This is a genomic window from Streptomyces sp. NBC_00122 (assembly GCF_045160845.1).
Classification (GTDB): Bacteria; Actinomycetota; Actinomycetes; order Streptomycetales; family Streptomycetaceae; genus Streptomyces.
On sequence record NZ_CP108191.1, the window covers coordinates 5,452,323 to 5,466,837 of the forward strand.

At 71.6% G+C, this 14,515-nt stretch carries 13 protein-coding genes; all 13 read left to right on the forward strand.

Going from position 1 to position 14,515, the window contains the following annotated elements; all coding sequences use genetic code 11:
• The first annotated feature begins 14 nt into the window (after window positions 1-14).
• On the forward strand, window positions 15-845 hold the full coding sequence (locus tag OG737_RS25180) for an alpha/beta hydrolase (RefSeq protein WP_328928425.1): 831 nt from the start codon (window positions 15-17) through the stop codon (window positions 843-845).
• 47 nt (window positions 846-892) lie between these two features.
• Entirely contained in the window at window positions 893-1,846 is a 954-nt protein-coding gene (locus OG737_RS25185) for an alpha/beta hydrolase (RefSeq protein ID WP_328928426.1), read from the forward strand.
• Entirely contained in the window at window positions 1,843-3,729 is a 1,887-nt protein-coding gene (locus tag OG737_RS25190; RefSeq protein WP_328928427.1) for an amidohydrolase, read from the forward strand. Before OG737_RS25185 ends, OG737_RS25190 begins: the two co-directional genes overlap by 4 nt.
• Window positions 3,730-3,745: 16 nt before the next feature.
• Window positions 3,746-4,483, forward strand: coding sequence for a GPR1/FUN34/YaaH family transporter (locus OG737_RS25195; RefSeq protein WP_328928428.1), 738 nt, complete (start codon window positions 3,746-3,748; stop codon window positions 4,481-4,483).
• Between the two features lie 45 nt (window positions 4,484-4,528).
• Window positions 4,529-4,843, forward strand: a complete 315-nt coding sequence (locus tag OG737_RS25200; protein ID WP_229335859.1) for a GNAT family N-acetyltransferase — start codon at window positions 4,529-4,531, stop codon at window positions 4,841-4,843.
• 84 nt (window positions 4,844-4,927) lie between these two features.
• Entirely contained in the window at window positions 4,928-5,653 is a 726-nt protein-coding gene (locus OG737_RS25205) for an alpha/beta hydrolase (RefSeq protein ID WP_328928429.1), read from the forward strand.
• A 103-nt stretch (window positions 5,654-5,756) separates the two neighbouring features.
• Window positions 5,757-7,088 carry an ABC transporter substrate-binding protein gene (locus OG737_RS25210; protein WP_405922010.1) on the forward strand — a complete coding sequence of 444 codons (1,332 nt, stop codon included), beginning with the start codon at window positions 5,757-5,759 and terminating at the stop codon, window positions 7,086-7,088.
• Window positions 7,088-8,053, forward strand: coding sequence for a carbohydrate ABC transporter permease (locus OG737_RS25215; RefSeq protein WP_405922011.1), 966 nt, complete (start codon window positions 7,088-7,090; stop codon window positions 8,051-8,053). Before OG737_RS25210 ends, OG737_RS25215 begins: the two co-directional genes overlap by 1 nt.
• The gene (locus OG737_RS25220; protein ID WP_405922012.1) at window positions 8,050-8,937 is read left to right on the forward strand and encodes a carbohydrate ABC transporter permease; all 888 of its coding nucleotides are present in this window, start codon (window positions 8,050-8,052) and stop codon (window positions 8,935-8,937) included. The genes OG737_RS25215 and OG737_RS25220 overlap by 4 nt, the downstream gene beginning before the upstream one ends.
• Window positions 8,934-11,702: an AAA family ATPase gene (locus tag OG737_RS25225; protein ID WP_405922013.1), complete on the forward strand. Its 2,769-nt coding sequence runs from the start codon at window positions 8,934-8,936 to the stop codon at window positions 11,700-11,702. Before OG737_RS25220 ends, OG737_RS25225 begins: the two co-directional genes overlap by 4 nt.
• Window positions 11,703-11,836: 134 nt before the next feature.
• Window positions 11,837-12,673 carry an alpha/beta hydrolase gene (locus OG737_RS25230; protein WP_328928434.1) on the forward strand — a complete coding sequence of 279 codons (837 nt, stop codon included), beginning with the start codon at window positions 11,837-11,839 and terminating at the stop codon, window positions 12,671-12,673.
• Between the two features lie 104 nt (window positions 12,674-12,777).
• On the forward strand, window positions 12,778-13,863 hold the full coding sequence (locus OG737_RS25235; protein ID WP_405922014.1) for an LLM class flavin-dependent oxidoreductase: 1,086 nt from the start codon (window positions 12,778-12,780) through the stop codon (window positions 13,861-13,863).
• The gene (locus tag OG737_RS25240) at window positions 13,860-14,474 is read left to right on the forward strand and encodes an FMN reductase (RefSeq protein ID WP_328928436.1); all 615 of its coding nucleotides are present in this window, start codon (window positions 13,860-13,862) and stop codon (window positions 14,472-14,474) included. Before OG737_RS25235 ends, OG737_RS25240 begins: the two co-directional genes overlap by 4 nt.
• The last annotated feature ends 41 nt before the right edge of the window (window positions 14,475-14,515 follow it).

Here is a 14,515-nt window from a genome sequence, read left to right on the forward strand (position 1 = left end):
ACAAGGAAACACCCATGCATCCCAAGAGGCGCACCCTCGCCCTCGCCCTGCCGGCCACCCTGGCCGCCCTGATGGGCGCCGCACCCGCCGCACCCGCGAGCGGCCCGGCCGCCGTCGGCGCCGACCGGCACGGACCCAAGCCCACGATCGTCCTGGTCCACGGGGCGTTCGCCGACGCCTCCAGCTGGAGCGGCACGATCAGGCGGCTGCAGCGCGCCGGCTACCCCGTCCTGGCCCCCGCCAACCCGCTGCGCGGTCTCGCCGCGGACACCGCCTACCTGCGCAGCGTGCTGGCCGCCGTCGAGGGCCCCGTCGTCCTGGTCGGCCACTCCTACGGCGGCGCCGTCATCAGTGGCGCCGCGCTGGGCGATAGCCGTGTGAAGGCCCTCGTCTACATCGCCGCGTTCACCCCGGACAAGGGCGAGAGCGCGGCCGAGCTCGCCGCCAAGTTCCCCGGCTCCACCCTCGGCGACACCGTGAACCCGCGGTCGTACCCGCTGCCCGGCGGTGGCACCGGCACCGAACTCGTCATCGAACGGGCCAAGTTCCACCGGCAGTTCGCCGCCGACGTCCCCGCCGCCGACGCGGCCGTCATGGCCGCGACCCAGCGCCCGGTCGCCACCGCCGCGCTGGAGGAGAAGGCCGGGGAAGCGGCCTGGAAGACGATCCCTTCCTGGGCGCTGATCGTCACCGCCGACAAGAACATCCCGCCCGCCGCCGAACGGTGGATGGCCCGGCGCGCCGGCTCGCACATCACCGAAGTGGACGCGTCGCACGCCGTGGCCGTCTCCCGTCCGGCCGTGGTCGCCGACGTGATCCTCGACGCCGTACGGGCGACCCGCTGAGCCCCCGGCCTGCGCCCTCTCGTACATCCCCAGAAGGAGAACCCCTTGTGAAGAACCGTCCGGTCCTCGAACCCGCCGCCCAGGCCTTCGCCGACGCCACCGCCCAGCCGCCGTACCTCTACCAGATCCCCGTCGCCGAAGGCCGTAAGGCCGTGGACGGCGTCCAGAGCGGTGAGGGCGTCCCCCTGCCCGAGGTCGACGAGGAGTGGATCACCGTCCACGGCGGCCCGACCGGCGACGTCCGCGCCCGGATCGTCCGCCCCCGCGGCGCCACCGGCCCGCTTCCCGTCATCCTCTACATCCACGGCGCGGGCTGGGTCTTCGGCAACGCCCACACCCACGACCGTCTCGTCCGCGAACTCGCCGTCGGCACCCGGGCGGCCGTGGTGTTTCCCGAGTACGACCTCTCGCCCGAGGCGCGCTACCCCGTCGCGATCGAGCAGAACTACAGCGTCGCCCAGTGGGTCGCCCGCGAGGGCCACCACAAGGACCTCGACGGCACGCGGATCGCCGTCGCGGGCGACTCTGTGGGCGGCAACATGAGCGCCGCCCTCACCCTCATGGCCAAGCAGCGCGGCGACGTCACGCTCGTCCAGCAGGTCCTCTTCTACCCGGTCACGGACGCGAGCTTCGACACCGGCTCGTACCACGCCTTCGCCGAGGGCTACTTCCTGCGCCGCGACGCCATGAAGTGGTTCTGGGACCAGTACACGACCGCCGAGGCCGAGCGGGCCCAGATCACCGCCTCCCCGCTGCGCGCCACCACCGAGCAGCTCACGGGCCTGCCGCCCGCCCTGGTCATCACCGCCGAGGCCGACGTCCTGCGCGACGAGGGCGAGGCGTACGCGGCGAGGCTCCGCGCCGCCGGCGTCCCCGTCACCGCCCTGCGCGTCCAGGGCGTCATCCACGACTTCGTGATGCTGAACGCACTGCGCGAGACGCAGGCCGCGGAACTCGCCATCGGTCTCGCCACCGACACCCTGCGCAAGGCCCTCGCATGACCGGGCCGTCGACGAGCATGCCGGTGGCGGGCCTCGTCCCCGCCCCGCGTCGGGAACACGAGCACGCCGACCTCCTCGTCCGCAACGCCAAGGTGTTCACCGGTGACCCCGACCGCCCCGAGGCCCGTGCCGTCGCCCTCCGCGACGGCCGGGTCGCGGCCCTCGGCGACGACCACGACCTCGCCCACCTCGTCGGGCCGGGAACGAAGGTCGTCGACGCCCTCGGCCGCCGGGTGATCCCCGGCCTCAACGACTCGCACCTGCATGTCATCCGGGGCGGCCTGAACTACGTCCTGGAGCTGCGCTGGGACGGCGTGCGAAGCCTCCGACACGCCCTCGCGATGCTGCGCGAGCAGGCCGGCCGCACCCCGAAGGGGCAGTGGATCCGGGTGGTGGGCGGCTGGACCGCCGAGCAGTTCGCCGAGCGCAGGATGCCGACCGTCGCGGAGCTGAACGCCGCCGCCCCCGACACCCCGGTCTTCGTCCTGCACCTGTACCAGTCGGCGCTGATGAACCGGGCCGCGGTGCAGGCAGCCGGATTCACCCGCGACACCCCGGATCCCCGCGGCGGGCAGATCGTCCGCGGCCGGGACGGCGAACCCAATGGCGTGCTCCTCGCGGCGCCGAGCGCCCTCATCCTGTACTCGACCCTGGCCAAGGCGCCGGCCCTCGACGAGGCCGACAAGCGGACGTCGACGCGCCACTTCCTGCGCGAGCTGAACCGCTTCGGACTGACGTCCGCGGTCGACGCCGCCGGCGGGTTCCAGAACTTCCCCGACAACTACGCGACGGTCGCCGACCTCGCCAGGTCGGGGGAGCTGACCCTCCGGATCGCCTACCACCTCTTCCCGCAGACGGCCGGGCAGGAGCTCGCCGACCTGAAGCGCTGGACCGGGATGGTCCAGCCCGGGGACGGGGACGAGTGGCTCCGCCTCAACGGCGCGGGAGAGAATCTGACCTGGGCCGCCGCCGACTTCGAGAACTTCTCCGAGCCCCGGCCCGAGCTTGCCGCAGGGTACGAGACCGAATTCGAGAGCGCCGTCCGGCTTCTCCTTGAGAACGGCTGGGGCTTCCGGCTCCACGCGACCTACGACGAGACGATCCGCCGCGACCTGGCCGTCTTCGAGAAGCTCGCGGCCGAAGGACTCTTCCCCGGCGGCAACCGCTGGCTCTTCGACCACGCGGAGACGGTCTCGGCCGACAGCCTCGACCGGATCGCCGCCCTCGGCGGCGCCGTCTCGGTCCAGAACCGGATGTCCTTCCAGGGCGCCGCGTTCCTCGACCGCTACGGCGCCGGGGCCGCCGCCCACACCCCGCCGGTCCGGGCCATGCTCGACCGAGGCCTGACCGTCGCCGCAGGAACCGATGCCACCCGCGTCTCCTCGTACAACCCGTGGGTCGCCCTCCACTGGCTGGTCACCGGGCGCACCGTCGGCGGGACGGCCCTTTACCCGGCCGGGAACCTGATCGACCGGGAGACCGCCCTCGGCCTCTACACCCGGGGCGGAGCGCAGCTCACCGGCGAGCAGGACGTCAAGGGAACCCTGCGAGAGGGGACTTACGGCGACCTCGCGATCCTCTCCGACGACTTCCTCACCGTGCCCGAGGACGTCATTCCCGACATCGAGTCCGTCCTCACTGTCGTCGGCGGCCGGATCGTCTACGCGACCGCCGAGTACGAGGGGCTCGACGAGGCCATCCCGCCGGTGGCCCCCGAGTGGAGCCCGGTGGCCCACTTCGGCGGGTACCAGAGCGGTGCCCGCCAGGCATCGGCCGTGGCCGAGGCCGTCGCCGAGTCCGAGCAGCACCGCCGCTGGCGCGTCGCACGCGGCTCCGTTCCCGACACGACGCCGTCCTTCGTCGATCCCTGCTTCGATCACTGAAAGAGAGATCCACCCGATGTCCGCAGCCTCCCCCGCCGCCGACGGCGGCGACACGCCGGCAACCCTGCCGGACGTTCCCCCGGGACGCCGTTTCGAGCCGGACCTCCGGTCGATGACACGGATCAACCTGCGCCCCATCGCCTCACCCATGCCGCTCGGCTTCTTCACGATAGCCATCGCCTCCGTGATGACAGGCTGCCTGCAGCTCGGGATCTTCGACCAGACGGCCCGCAGCGCCGTCGCCTTCACCGTACTGCCGGCCTTCGCCCTGCAACTTCTGGTGAGCTTCCTGGCCTTCGGCGCCCGTGACGTGATCGCGGCGACGCTGATGGCGGTGTTCGCCGGCAGCTGGCTGCCCTACTCGCTCATCATGCTCAGCGGCGCGGCCGACGGCCTTCAGGTCCTCGGCGTGTTCAACCTGGCGCTCCTCTGCTTCGGGGCCCTGATGACCGCCGTGACACGGCCCAAGCGCGCGCTGTGGCTCGTCCTCGCGGTCTCCCTGCCCCGCTGGGCGGCCACCGGCCTCGCGGGCATCACCGGCGCCGAATGGCTGACGCGCACGTCCGGCGCGCTCGGCCTCGTGGTGGCGCTCGTCGCGATGTACACGGCGTTCGCCCTGATGCTCGAGGACATGCGCAGCGAGCAGGTCCTGCCCATCGGCCGCAGCGGCCCCGCCCACCTCGCCGTGGAAGGCGACCTGTCCGTCCAACTCCGCAACCTGGAACGCCAGGCGGGCGTACGCCGCACGCTCTGACCGCACCCACCCACCCCGTCACACGACGACCGCACAGGAGCACCCATGGAACCGCAGGTGACGGACCGGCCCGAGAAGTCCCGGTATGAGATCCTCGCCGGCGACGACGGCGCCGAGACCGCCGGCTTCGCCGAGTACCACCTCTCGGAGGGCGAGATCGCCTTCATCCACACCGAGATCGACAGCCGGTCCGCCGGCCGGGGCCTGGGCGGGCTGCTCGCCCGCGGGGTCCTCGACGACGCCCGGGCCCGAGGGCTGCGCGTCCTGCCGTACTGCCCCTTCATCCGGGGCTGGATCGGCAAGCACCCCGAGTACACCGACCTGGTGCCCGAGGCGAGGCGCGCCCGCTTCGGCCTGTGAAGCACCACACGAACACCACACATCCGCCTCCCGTCTCCCGCATCCCCTGCCCCATCCCCCCCTCACGCACCGAGGAGTTCCCCCATGCCCCGACACGCCCGCCCCACCGTCGTCCTGGTCCACGGCGCCTTCGCCGACGCCTCCAGCTTCGCCCGCGTCATCCCTGAACTGGCCGCTGCCGGCATGGAAGTGGTGGCCCCGGCCGTGCCCAACCGCAGCCTCGTCGACGACGCCGCGTACATCGCCTCGGTGATCCGCGCCGTCGAAGGCCCCGTGATCCTGGTCGGGCACTCCTACGGCGGTGCCGTCATCACCCTCGCCGGCACGGAGGACAACGTCCGCGCACTGGTGTACCTCGCGGGATACGCGCTGGAGGAGGGCGAGAGCCTGGGCGAGCTGCAGGGCCGCTTCCCCGACTCCGGTCTCGCCGACGCGCTCGTCTACACCCCGTTCCCGGTGGCCGGCTCCACCGAGACCGGCACCGACGTCTCGGTGGAGATCGAGAAGTTCCCCGCCCTCTTCGCGGCGGACGTCGACCCCGACCTCGCCGCGGTGCTCGCCGTCTCCCAGCGCCCCCTGGCCGCACGGGCCTTCTCGGAGGCGGCGCCTGTCGCGGCGTGGAAGACCAAGCCCTCGTGGGGTCTGGTCGCCTCCTCCGACCGCACGATCAACCCCGATGTGGAGCGCTACGGGTACGAGCGCGCCGGCATGACCACCGTCGAGGTCGACTCCTCCCATCTGGTCATGCTCGCCCAGCCCAAGGCAGTGGCGGAGCTGATCCAGGACGCGGCCAGGTCCACCGTCCACTGACCCGATCGTTCAAGATCGAACGATTAGTCGATAATGTTCGAGCGCTGGTAGCTTCTGATCGCCCCCGAGGACCCCTCGGCGGGCGATCGGAGGAGATACACCCATGAGGTTCGGCGCGAGGCTCGTGCTCGCCGTCATCGCCCTCGCCGCCCTTGCCGCCGCCTGCGGTGTTCCGCAGGACAGTGGTTCGCAGTCGCACACCGCCGTGGACTGTGGGCCGTACGCCAGGTACGGCAGGCACCCCGGCACCAAGGTCACCGTCTACGCGGAGAACCGGGACCGGGAAGCCGACCTGTTCGAAGAGACCTGGGCGGACTTCGCGGACTGCACGGGAATCGACGTCCAGTACGAGGGGGACGGGGAGTTCGAGGCCCAGATCCAGCTCCGGGTCGACGGCGGGAGCGTGCCGGATGTGGCGTTCTTCCCTCAGCCCGGGCTCCTGGAACGCTTTGCGCGGGCGGGGAAGCTCAAGCCCGCGAGCGCCGGGGTCGTGGCCCTCGCGAAGCAGGGCTGGTCGGCTGACTGGAACAGCTACGCGACCGTGAACGGCACCCTCTACGGCACGCCGCTGGTCGCGAACGTGAAGTCGTTCGTCTGGTACTCGCCGAAGTTCTTCCGCGACAGGGGACTGAGCGTTCCCCGTACGTGGTCCGAGCTGATGGCCGTGACGGAGAAGGCCGCGGCGTCGGGCGTCAAGCCGTGGTGCGCGGGCATCGAGTCCGCCGAGGCGACCGGCTGGCCCGTGACGGACTGGATCGAGGACGTCCTGCTGCGCCAGCAGGGCACGGAAGTCTACGACCAGTGGGTCACCCACACGATCCCGTTCAACGACCCGCGGGTGATCAAGGCCATGGACACCGTGGGGTCCGTCCTCAAGAACGACCGGTACGCCAACGGCGGTTTCGGTCCGGCCCGTTCGATGGCGTCGATCTCCTTCCAGGAGGCCGGCACACCGATTCTCTCCGGCGACTGTGCGATGCACCGCCAGGCCTCGTTCTATGCCGACATGTGGCCGAAGGGCACCGAGATCGGACCGGACAAGGACGTCTACGCCTTCCTCCTGCCGGGGGCCGACCCGGCCGGCCGCCCCGTACTGGGCGGTGGGGTGTTCACCGCGGCGTTCGCCGACCGTCCCGAAGTGCGGGCGTTCCAGGAGTATCTGGCCTCCGCGGACTTCGCGAACGCGCGTATGAAGAAGGGCCCGTTCGTCTCGGCGAACAAGGGCGTGGATCCGGCGAACGCCGCGACCCCGGTCGACAGGCTCTCGATCCAGCTGCTCCAGGACCCCAGGACACAGTTCAGGTTCGACGGTTCGGACCTGATGCCCGCTTCGGTCGGTGCCGGGACGTTCTGGAAGGGATCCGTCGACTGGATCGGCGGCGCGAGCACCCGGCAGGTCGCCGACTCCATCGAACGTTCCTGGCCGAGCCACTGATGTCGTTCGACGCCGTCGCCCAGCAGCCCAAGCTGCTGTACCTGCTCCAGGGCGTCGCCGCCTTCGCGGCGGTGGTCTCCCTGATCCTGCTGGCGCTGCACCGGGGGCCGGTACGGAGGAGGGGCGCGGCCCTGATCCTGCTGGCCCCCGCGCTGCTGCTACTCACGGTCGGTCTTCTCCTGCCCGGTCTGCGCACCCTGGTCCTGTCGTTCACCGACAGCGGGGGAGACGCGTGGGCCGGCTTCGACAACTACGTGTGGATGGTCACCGACCCCCGGGCGCTGATGGCGCTGCGCAACACCCTGGCGTGGGTGGTGCTCGTGCCGTTGCTGGCAGCCTCGGTCGGTCTGCTCTACGCGGCGGCCGTCGTACGGTCGCGGTTCAGAGCGTTCGCGCTGTCCCTCGTCCTGATGCCGATGGCGATCTCCTTCGTCGGCGCGGGTGTCGTCTGGAAGTTCGTCTACGCCTACCGTCCCGCGGAGGCCGGGCAGATCGGGCTGCTGAACCAGCTCGTCGTCGCGTTCGGCGGCGAACCGAGGCAATGGCTCGTGGACTCTCCCTGGAACGTCCTGTTCCTCATCGTGGTGATGGTGTGGACACAGGCGGGCTTCGCGGCCGTCCTGCTGGCCGGCGCGATCAGGGCCGTTCCCGGAGAGCTGACCGAGGCGGCCCGACTCGACGGCGCGTCCCCCCGGCAGATCTTCTGGCGGATCACCATGCCGTCGATCAGGCCCACGCTGCTCGTCGTGGTCCTCGCCCAGGCGATCGGCACCTTCAAGGCCTTCGACATCGTCAAGACCATGACCGGCGGACAGTTCGACACGGGCGTCATCGCCCACGAGATGTACGACCAGGCCTTCCGCTACGGCGAGACGGGCCGCGGTGCGGCGCTCGCCGTGCTCCTCTTCGTCCTCGTCACCCCCTTCGTCGCCCACCAGGTCCGGGCACAGCGGAGGACAGCGTGAACGGCGTCCGGGAGCGTCTGGCCTCCCGCGCCTTCACGTCGATCGCCGTGGTGATCGCGGTCCTCTGGACGACACCGACCCTCGGTCTGCTGCTCTCCTCGTTCCGTCCCGAGGAGGAGATCAAGACGACGGGCTGGTGGACCGTGTTCGGTACGCCGCACCTCACGCTCGACAACTACGGCGAGGTGCTGTCCGGCGGCGGGAACGGGTCGGGGCGGCTCGCGGAGTACTTCGTCAACTCCGTCGTCATCACCCTCCCCTCGGTGCTGTTCCCGCTCGTGCTGGCGTTCTTCGCGGCGTACGCCCTGGCGTGGATCGACTTCAGGGGGCGGGACGCGCTCGTCGTCGGCATCTTCGCGCTCCAGGTCGTGCCGCTCCAGATGGCGCTCGTCCCCCTCCTGAAGCTGTTCTCCCAGGGCTGGCTGTTCCTGCCCGCGTGGAACCTCACCGGTCCCGCGCGTTTCGGCCAGGTCTGGTTCGCCCACACGGTCTTCGCGCTGCCGTTCGCGGTGTTCCTCCTGCACAACTTCCTGGCAGGGCTGCCCCGGGACCTGATCGAGGCCGCCCGCGTCGACGGCGCGTCGCACGGGACGCTGCTGTTCCGGATCGTGCTGCCCCTGGCCCGCCCGGCCCTGGTCTCCTTCGCCATCATCCAGTTCATCTGGGTGTGGAACGACCTCCTCGTGGCACTGACGCTGTCGGGCGGGACGGCCGAGACCGCGCCGATGACGGTCAGACTGGCGAGCCTGGCCGGGACGTACGGCAACGAGTGGCAGCGGCTCACCGCAGGAGCCTTCGTGTCGGCGTTCGTCCCGCTGCTCGTCTTCTTCTCCCTCCGGCGGCACTTCGCGCGGGGACTGCTCGCCGGATCGGTCAAAGGATGAGCCCCGACCGGCCCGAGGGAGAAGGCATGGCGGTGCCCGGGAGCGCGGGGCTGAGCCGGCCCGGGCTGCGGGGCCGCGAAGCCGAGCTGGAGCGGCTGCGCGCCCTGGTCGAGGCGGTGCGCGACGGCGAGGGAGGAGCGATCGCGCTGCTCCTGGGCGAGCCCGGGATCGGGAAGACCGTACTGCTGCAGGAGACCGTCTCGATCGCGCGGGCTCACGGGTTCGTCATCAGCCATGGACGCGCCGAGGAACTGCACGAGCTGGCACCGCTCGCCTCACTGGCCTCCGGCCTCCTGCACGGTGACCCGCCGCTGCTGTCCAGCACGGACTTCGCAGACCTCGCGGGCCATCACGACCAGCGCGTCTGGCTCGTCGAACGACTGGCCCAGCTGATCGAGGAACGCTCGGCGGGCACGCCCGTACTGATCGCGGTCGACGACGTCCAATGGGCCGACCCGCTGAGCCGGTTCGCCCTGAGCGTCATGCCGGTACGGCTCCTCAGCTGCCCGGTCCTCTGGCTGCTCACGGGCAGGAACGACCCGGAACCGTACGGGCAGGGGCCGCGGACGACGACCCTCCCCCTCCGGCCGCTGTCCGACACGGCCCTGGCCGAGCTGGCACGGGACGTCCTCGGCGGGGACGTGCCGACGCAGGTCGCGGAACTCCTCGACGGGGCGGGAGGCAACCCCTTCCTCGCGGCCGAGATGCTCACGGGCATCGCGGCGTCGGGCGCGGACGCGTCGGAGCCTCCGGAGCGGCTGGTCCGCGGTGTACGCGACCGGCTGGCCGACCTCCGGCCGGACACCCTCCACTTCCTGCGGATCGGCTCGGTCCTCGGCCGCGCGTTCTCGCTCGCGGACGCCGCCGCCCTGTGCGGCCGGCCCGCCTCCGGACTCAGCGCCGAAGTGGACGAGGCGATCGCCGCCGCCCTCCTCCACGACGACGGCGAACGCCTCCGGTTCCGCCACGACCTGCTCCGCCAGGCGGTGTACGCCGATCTCGCCCCCTCCGTACGCCGGGCGCTGCACCGGGAGGCCGCGAGCCGACTCGTCGCGGCGGGCCGGAGCTCCACCGACGCGGTCCCGCATCTGCTGAAGAGCGCCGAACCCGGCGACCAGGAGGCGATCGGGCTGCTCGGCACGGCCGCCACGGACGTGATCGCCGTGATGCCCGACCTCGCCGCCGACCTGGCCGTACGCGCCCTGGAACTCGTACCGCCCCATGCGCCCATGGTGTTCGACGTGGGAGAACGGGCCATCGTCGCGCTGACCCGCGCGGGCCGGTACACCCAGGCACGGGATACCGGCGACACGCTGCTCGCCCGGCAGCCGCCCCTGGACGTCTTCGCCCGTCTGCAGTCCGTACTCGGCGACACGCTGTGGCACCTCGACGACGTCCACGAGCTGACCCGCCGCTCGACGGCAGCACTGGCAGCCGTCACCGACCCGACGATCCGCGCCCGGCTCATCGCCCGGCAGGCCCTCGCCCGGTCCCGCGGGCGCGACCTCGGGGCCGCTCGCGAGACCGGCGAACGGGCGCTCGCCGAGGCGGAGCGGTCCGGTGACCGGGAGGCCCGTGTCCTCGCGCTGTGGGGCCTCGGCGAGATCGCCCTCAACGCGGGCGACTGCGCCGCCGCCGTCGAACACCACACGGCGCTGAGCGTGTTCGACACGGCCTTCCTGCCCGAGGAGGCCGTCGCCCGGATCCACATGGACGACTTCGACACCGTACGGCGACTGCTCCGGACGGCGGGCGACGCTCCCCTGCGCCCCGCCATGCTGATCTGGGCCCAGGGAACCCTGAACATGGGGCTCGGCCGGCTCGACGACGCGGACGCCGACCTCGTCACCGCCGAGCGGCTCGAAGCGGACCTCCACGTGCCCGGCAACCTGGTCAACATCCGCGTCAACCGCGGCTTCCTCGCGATGCTGCGCGGCGACCGCGAAGCCGCGCGGGAACACCTGGACGTCGTGCGGGCGACCGTGGCCGAGCGGCCGAACACGGGCAACCACGCCACGCACCAGTACTTCGAGGCCGTCGTCGCCGACGCCGACGGCGACCACGCGGCAGCGGCCGAACTGGTCCGATCCGTGCAGCGTGACCACCCCTTCCTCCGATGGCGGCTCCTGCGCCCCCATGTCGTCCAGGCCGTGCGGATCGCCCTGCGCGGCGGGGACCGGAACCTGGCCGAGGACCTCGCGGCCCAGGCTGTCGAACACGCCACCCGCAACCCCGGCGTGCCGACCGCCCAGGGGGCGGCCGCCCACGCGTCCGCCCTGGCGAACGCCGACCACGGACTCTTGGAGCGGTCGGTGCGCATCCTCCTCACCGGCCCCCGGCCGCTGCCCCTCGCCGCCGCATCCGCCGACCTCGGGCGCGCGCTCCTCACAACAGGCGACCCCGCCGCGACACCCGCCCTGACCAGGGCCCACGACATCTACGCCCGGGCGGGAGCCGATGTCGAGGCCGACCGGGTCCGGGCCGATCTGGAACGGGCCACCAGCCGCTCCGGCCGGCGCACCGGAGGCCTCCGACCGCGCCCCGCCCAGGGCTGGGACGCGCTCACGGCCTCGGAACGCAAGGTGGCCCGGCTGATCGCCGCGGGCCACACCAACCGGTCGGCCGCGGAGGCCCTCGTCGTCTCCCCGCACACGGTCAACACCCATCTGGCGTCGATCTTCCGCAAGCTCTCGGTGCGCTCGCGGGTCCACCTGGCCCGGATCGCGCTTGCGGAGGGCGACGCCGGAACAGCCACCGGCAGCTGAGTGACCTCTGCGCCCCCGTGCAAGGTGTGGTGCGCGGTACGGCAACAGGAGGTGCGGGACCGGTCCTAGCGTGACGGGCATACCGCGCCGCTTCGACGCGCGGACCAGCCGACCTGAATCGAGGAAGCATCCCCATGCCGTACATCACCGTGGGCCAGGAGAACACCAACCCCATAGAGCTGTACTTCGAGGACCAGGGTGGCGGGCAGCCCGTCGTCCTCATCCACGGCTTCCCGCTCGACGGCCACTCCTGGGAACGCCAGAGCGCCGCGCTGCTCGACGCCGGCTACCGCGTGATCACGTACGACCGCCGCGGTTTCGGGCGGTCCTCGCAGCCGACCATCGGCTACGACTACGACACCTTCGCGGCCGACCTGAACACCGTGATGGAGACCCTCGACCTGAAGGACGCCGTCCTGGTCGGTTTCTCCATGGGCACCGGCGAGGTCGCCCGCTACGTGTCCACGTACGGCTCCGGCCGTGTCGCCAAGGTCGCCTTCCTGGCCTCGCTCGAGCCCTGCCTGCTGAAGAGCGACGACAACCCGGACGGCGTCGCCCCGAAGGAGTTCTTCGACGGCGTCGTCGCCGCCGTCAAGGCCGACCGCTACGCCTACTACACGGCCTTCTTCAACGACTTCTACAACCTCGACGAGAACCTGGGCACCCGCATCAGCGAGGAGGCCGTCCGCAACAGCTGGAACACTGCGGCCCGCGGCGGCTCCTTCGCCGCGTCCGCCGCGCCGGCGACCTGGTACACCGACTTCCGCGCCGACATACCGTCCGTCGACGTGCCGGCCCTGATCCTGCACGGCACCGCCGACCGCATCCTGCCGGCCGAGGGCACGGCACGCCCGTTCCACAAGGCGCTCCCGTCGGCCGACTACGTCGAGATCGAGGGCGCCCCGCACGGTCTGCTGTGGACCCACGCCGAGGAGGTCAACACCGCCCTCCTCGCCTTCCTGGCGAAGTGACGCCGCACCGTTGACCCGCCGGGTGACGCCGGAGCCCCCGGCGTCACCCCGGCCCCCGGTTCCCCGGCGCGGGAACCGGACGAGCTCAGGAGAGCAGACACCCCATGCAGTTCGGCATCTTCACCGTCGGGGACGTGACCCCCGACCCCACCAACGGTCGCACTCCGACCGAACGCGAGCGCATCAAGGCGATGGTGGCCATCGCGCTCAAGGCCGAGGAGGTCGGCCTGGACGTCTTCGCGACCGGCGAGCACCACAACCCGCCGTTCGTACCGTCGTCGCCGACCACCATGCTCGGCTACATCGCCGCCCGCACCGAGAAGCTGATCCTGTCCACGTCCACGACGCTGATCACCACGAACGACCCGGTGAAGATCGCCGAGGACTACGCGATGCTCCAGCACCTGGCCGACGGCCGGGTCGACCTCATGCTGGGGCGCGGCAACACCGGTCCGGTCTACCCGTGGTTCGGCCAGGACATCCGACAGGGCATCAACCTCGCCAAGGAGAACTACACGCTGCTGCGCCGGCTGTGGCGCGAGGACGTCGTGGACTGGGAGGGCACGTTCCGGACGCCGCTCCAGGCCTTCACCTCGACACCGCGGCCCCTGGACGGCGTCCCGCCCTTCGTCTGGCACGGCTCCATCAGGTCCCCCGAGATCGCGGAGCAGGCCGCCTTCTACGGCGACGGCTTCTTCCACAACAACATCTTCTGGCCGGCCGACCACACCAGGCGCATGGTGCAGCTCTACCGGCGCCGGTTCGCGCACCACGGCCACGGCCGGCCGGAGGACGCCATCGTCGGCCTGGGCGGACAGGTCTTCATGCGCAAGAACTCGCAGGACGCCGTAAGGGAGTTCCGTCCCTACTTCGACAACGCGCCGGTGTACGGCCACGGCCCGTCGCTCGAGGACTTCACCGAGCAGACCCCGCTGACGGTGGGTTCTCCCCAGCAGGTCATCGAGCGGACCCTGTCGTTCCGGGAGAGCGTCGGCGACTACCAGCGTCAGCTGTTCCTGATGGACCACGCGGGCCTGCCTGTGAAGACCGTCCTTGAACAGCTGGACATCCTCGGCGAAGAGGTCGTGCCCGTCCTGCGGAGGGAATTCGCGAAGGGACGTCCGGCCGACGTGCCGGAGGCCCCCACGCACGCGTCCCTTCGAGCCGTCCGGGAGGTGTCCGCCGCATGAAGCTGATCGTCGTCTCCGCGGGGCTGAGCACCCCCTCCTCCACCCGCCTGCTCGCGGACCGGCTGGCCGAGGCGGCCCGCGACGAACTCGCCGCCCGGGGGCAGGCGCCGTCGACCGAGGTCGTGGAGCTGCGGGAACTGGCCGGCGACATCGCGGGCCGCCTCGTGACCGGCTTTCCGCCGCCGCGACTGAGCGCCGCGATCGACGCGGCGACGGCGGCTGACGGCCTGATCGTGGTGACTCCCGTGTTCGCGGCTTCCTACAGCGGTCTCTTCAAGTCCTTCTTCGACGTGATCGATCCGGACGCCCTCTCCGGGAAGCCGGTCGTGATCGCGGCGACGGGCGGTACCGCCCGCCACTCCCTGGTCCTTGAGCACGCCGTACGCCCGCTCTTCGCCTACCTCCGCGCCGTCGCCGTCCCCACCGCCGTGTTCGCGGCCTCCGAGGACTGGGGCTCGGGGGGAGACGAGTACACCGACGGCCTGCCCGGCCGCGTCCGCCGGGCGGGCGTCGAGCTCGCCGCGCTCATGGCGGCGCGCCCGGTCGGTGAAGAGCCCGAGGACGACGTCACCGTCCTCGAACGGCAACTCGCCGACCTGCGCTTCGACTGAGACGGGCCCCTGGGCCGGGCGACGGCGGGGTGGTTCATATG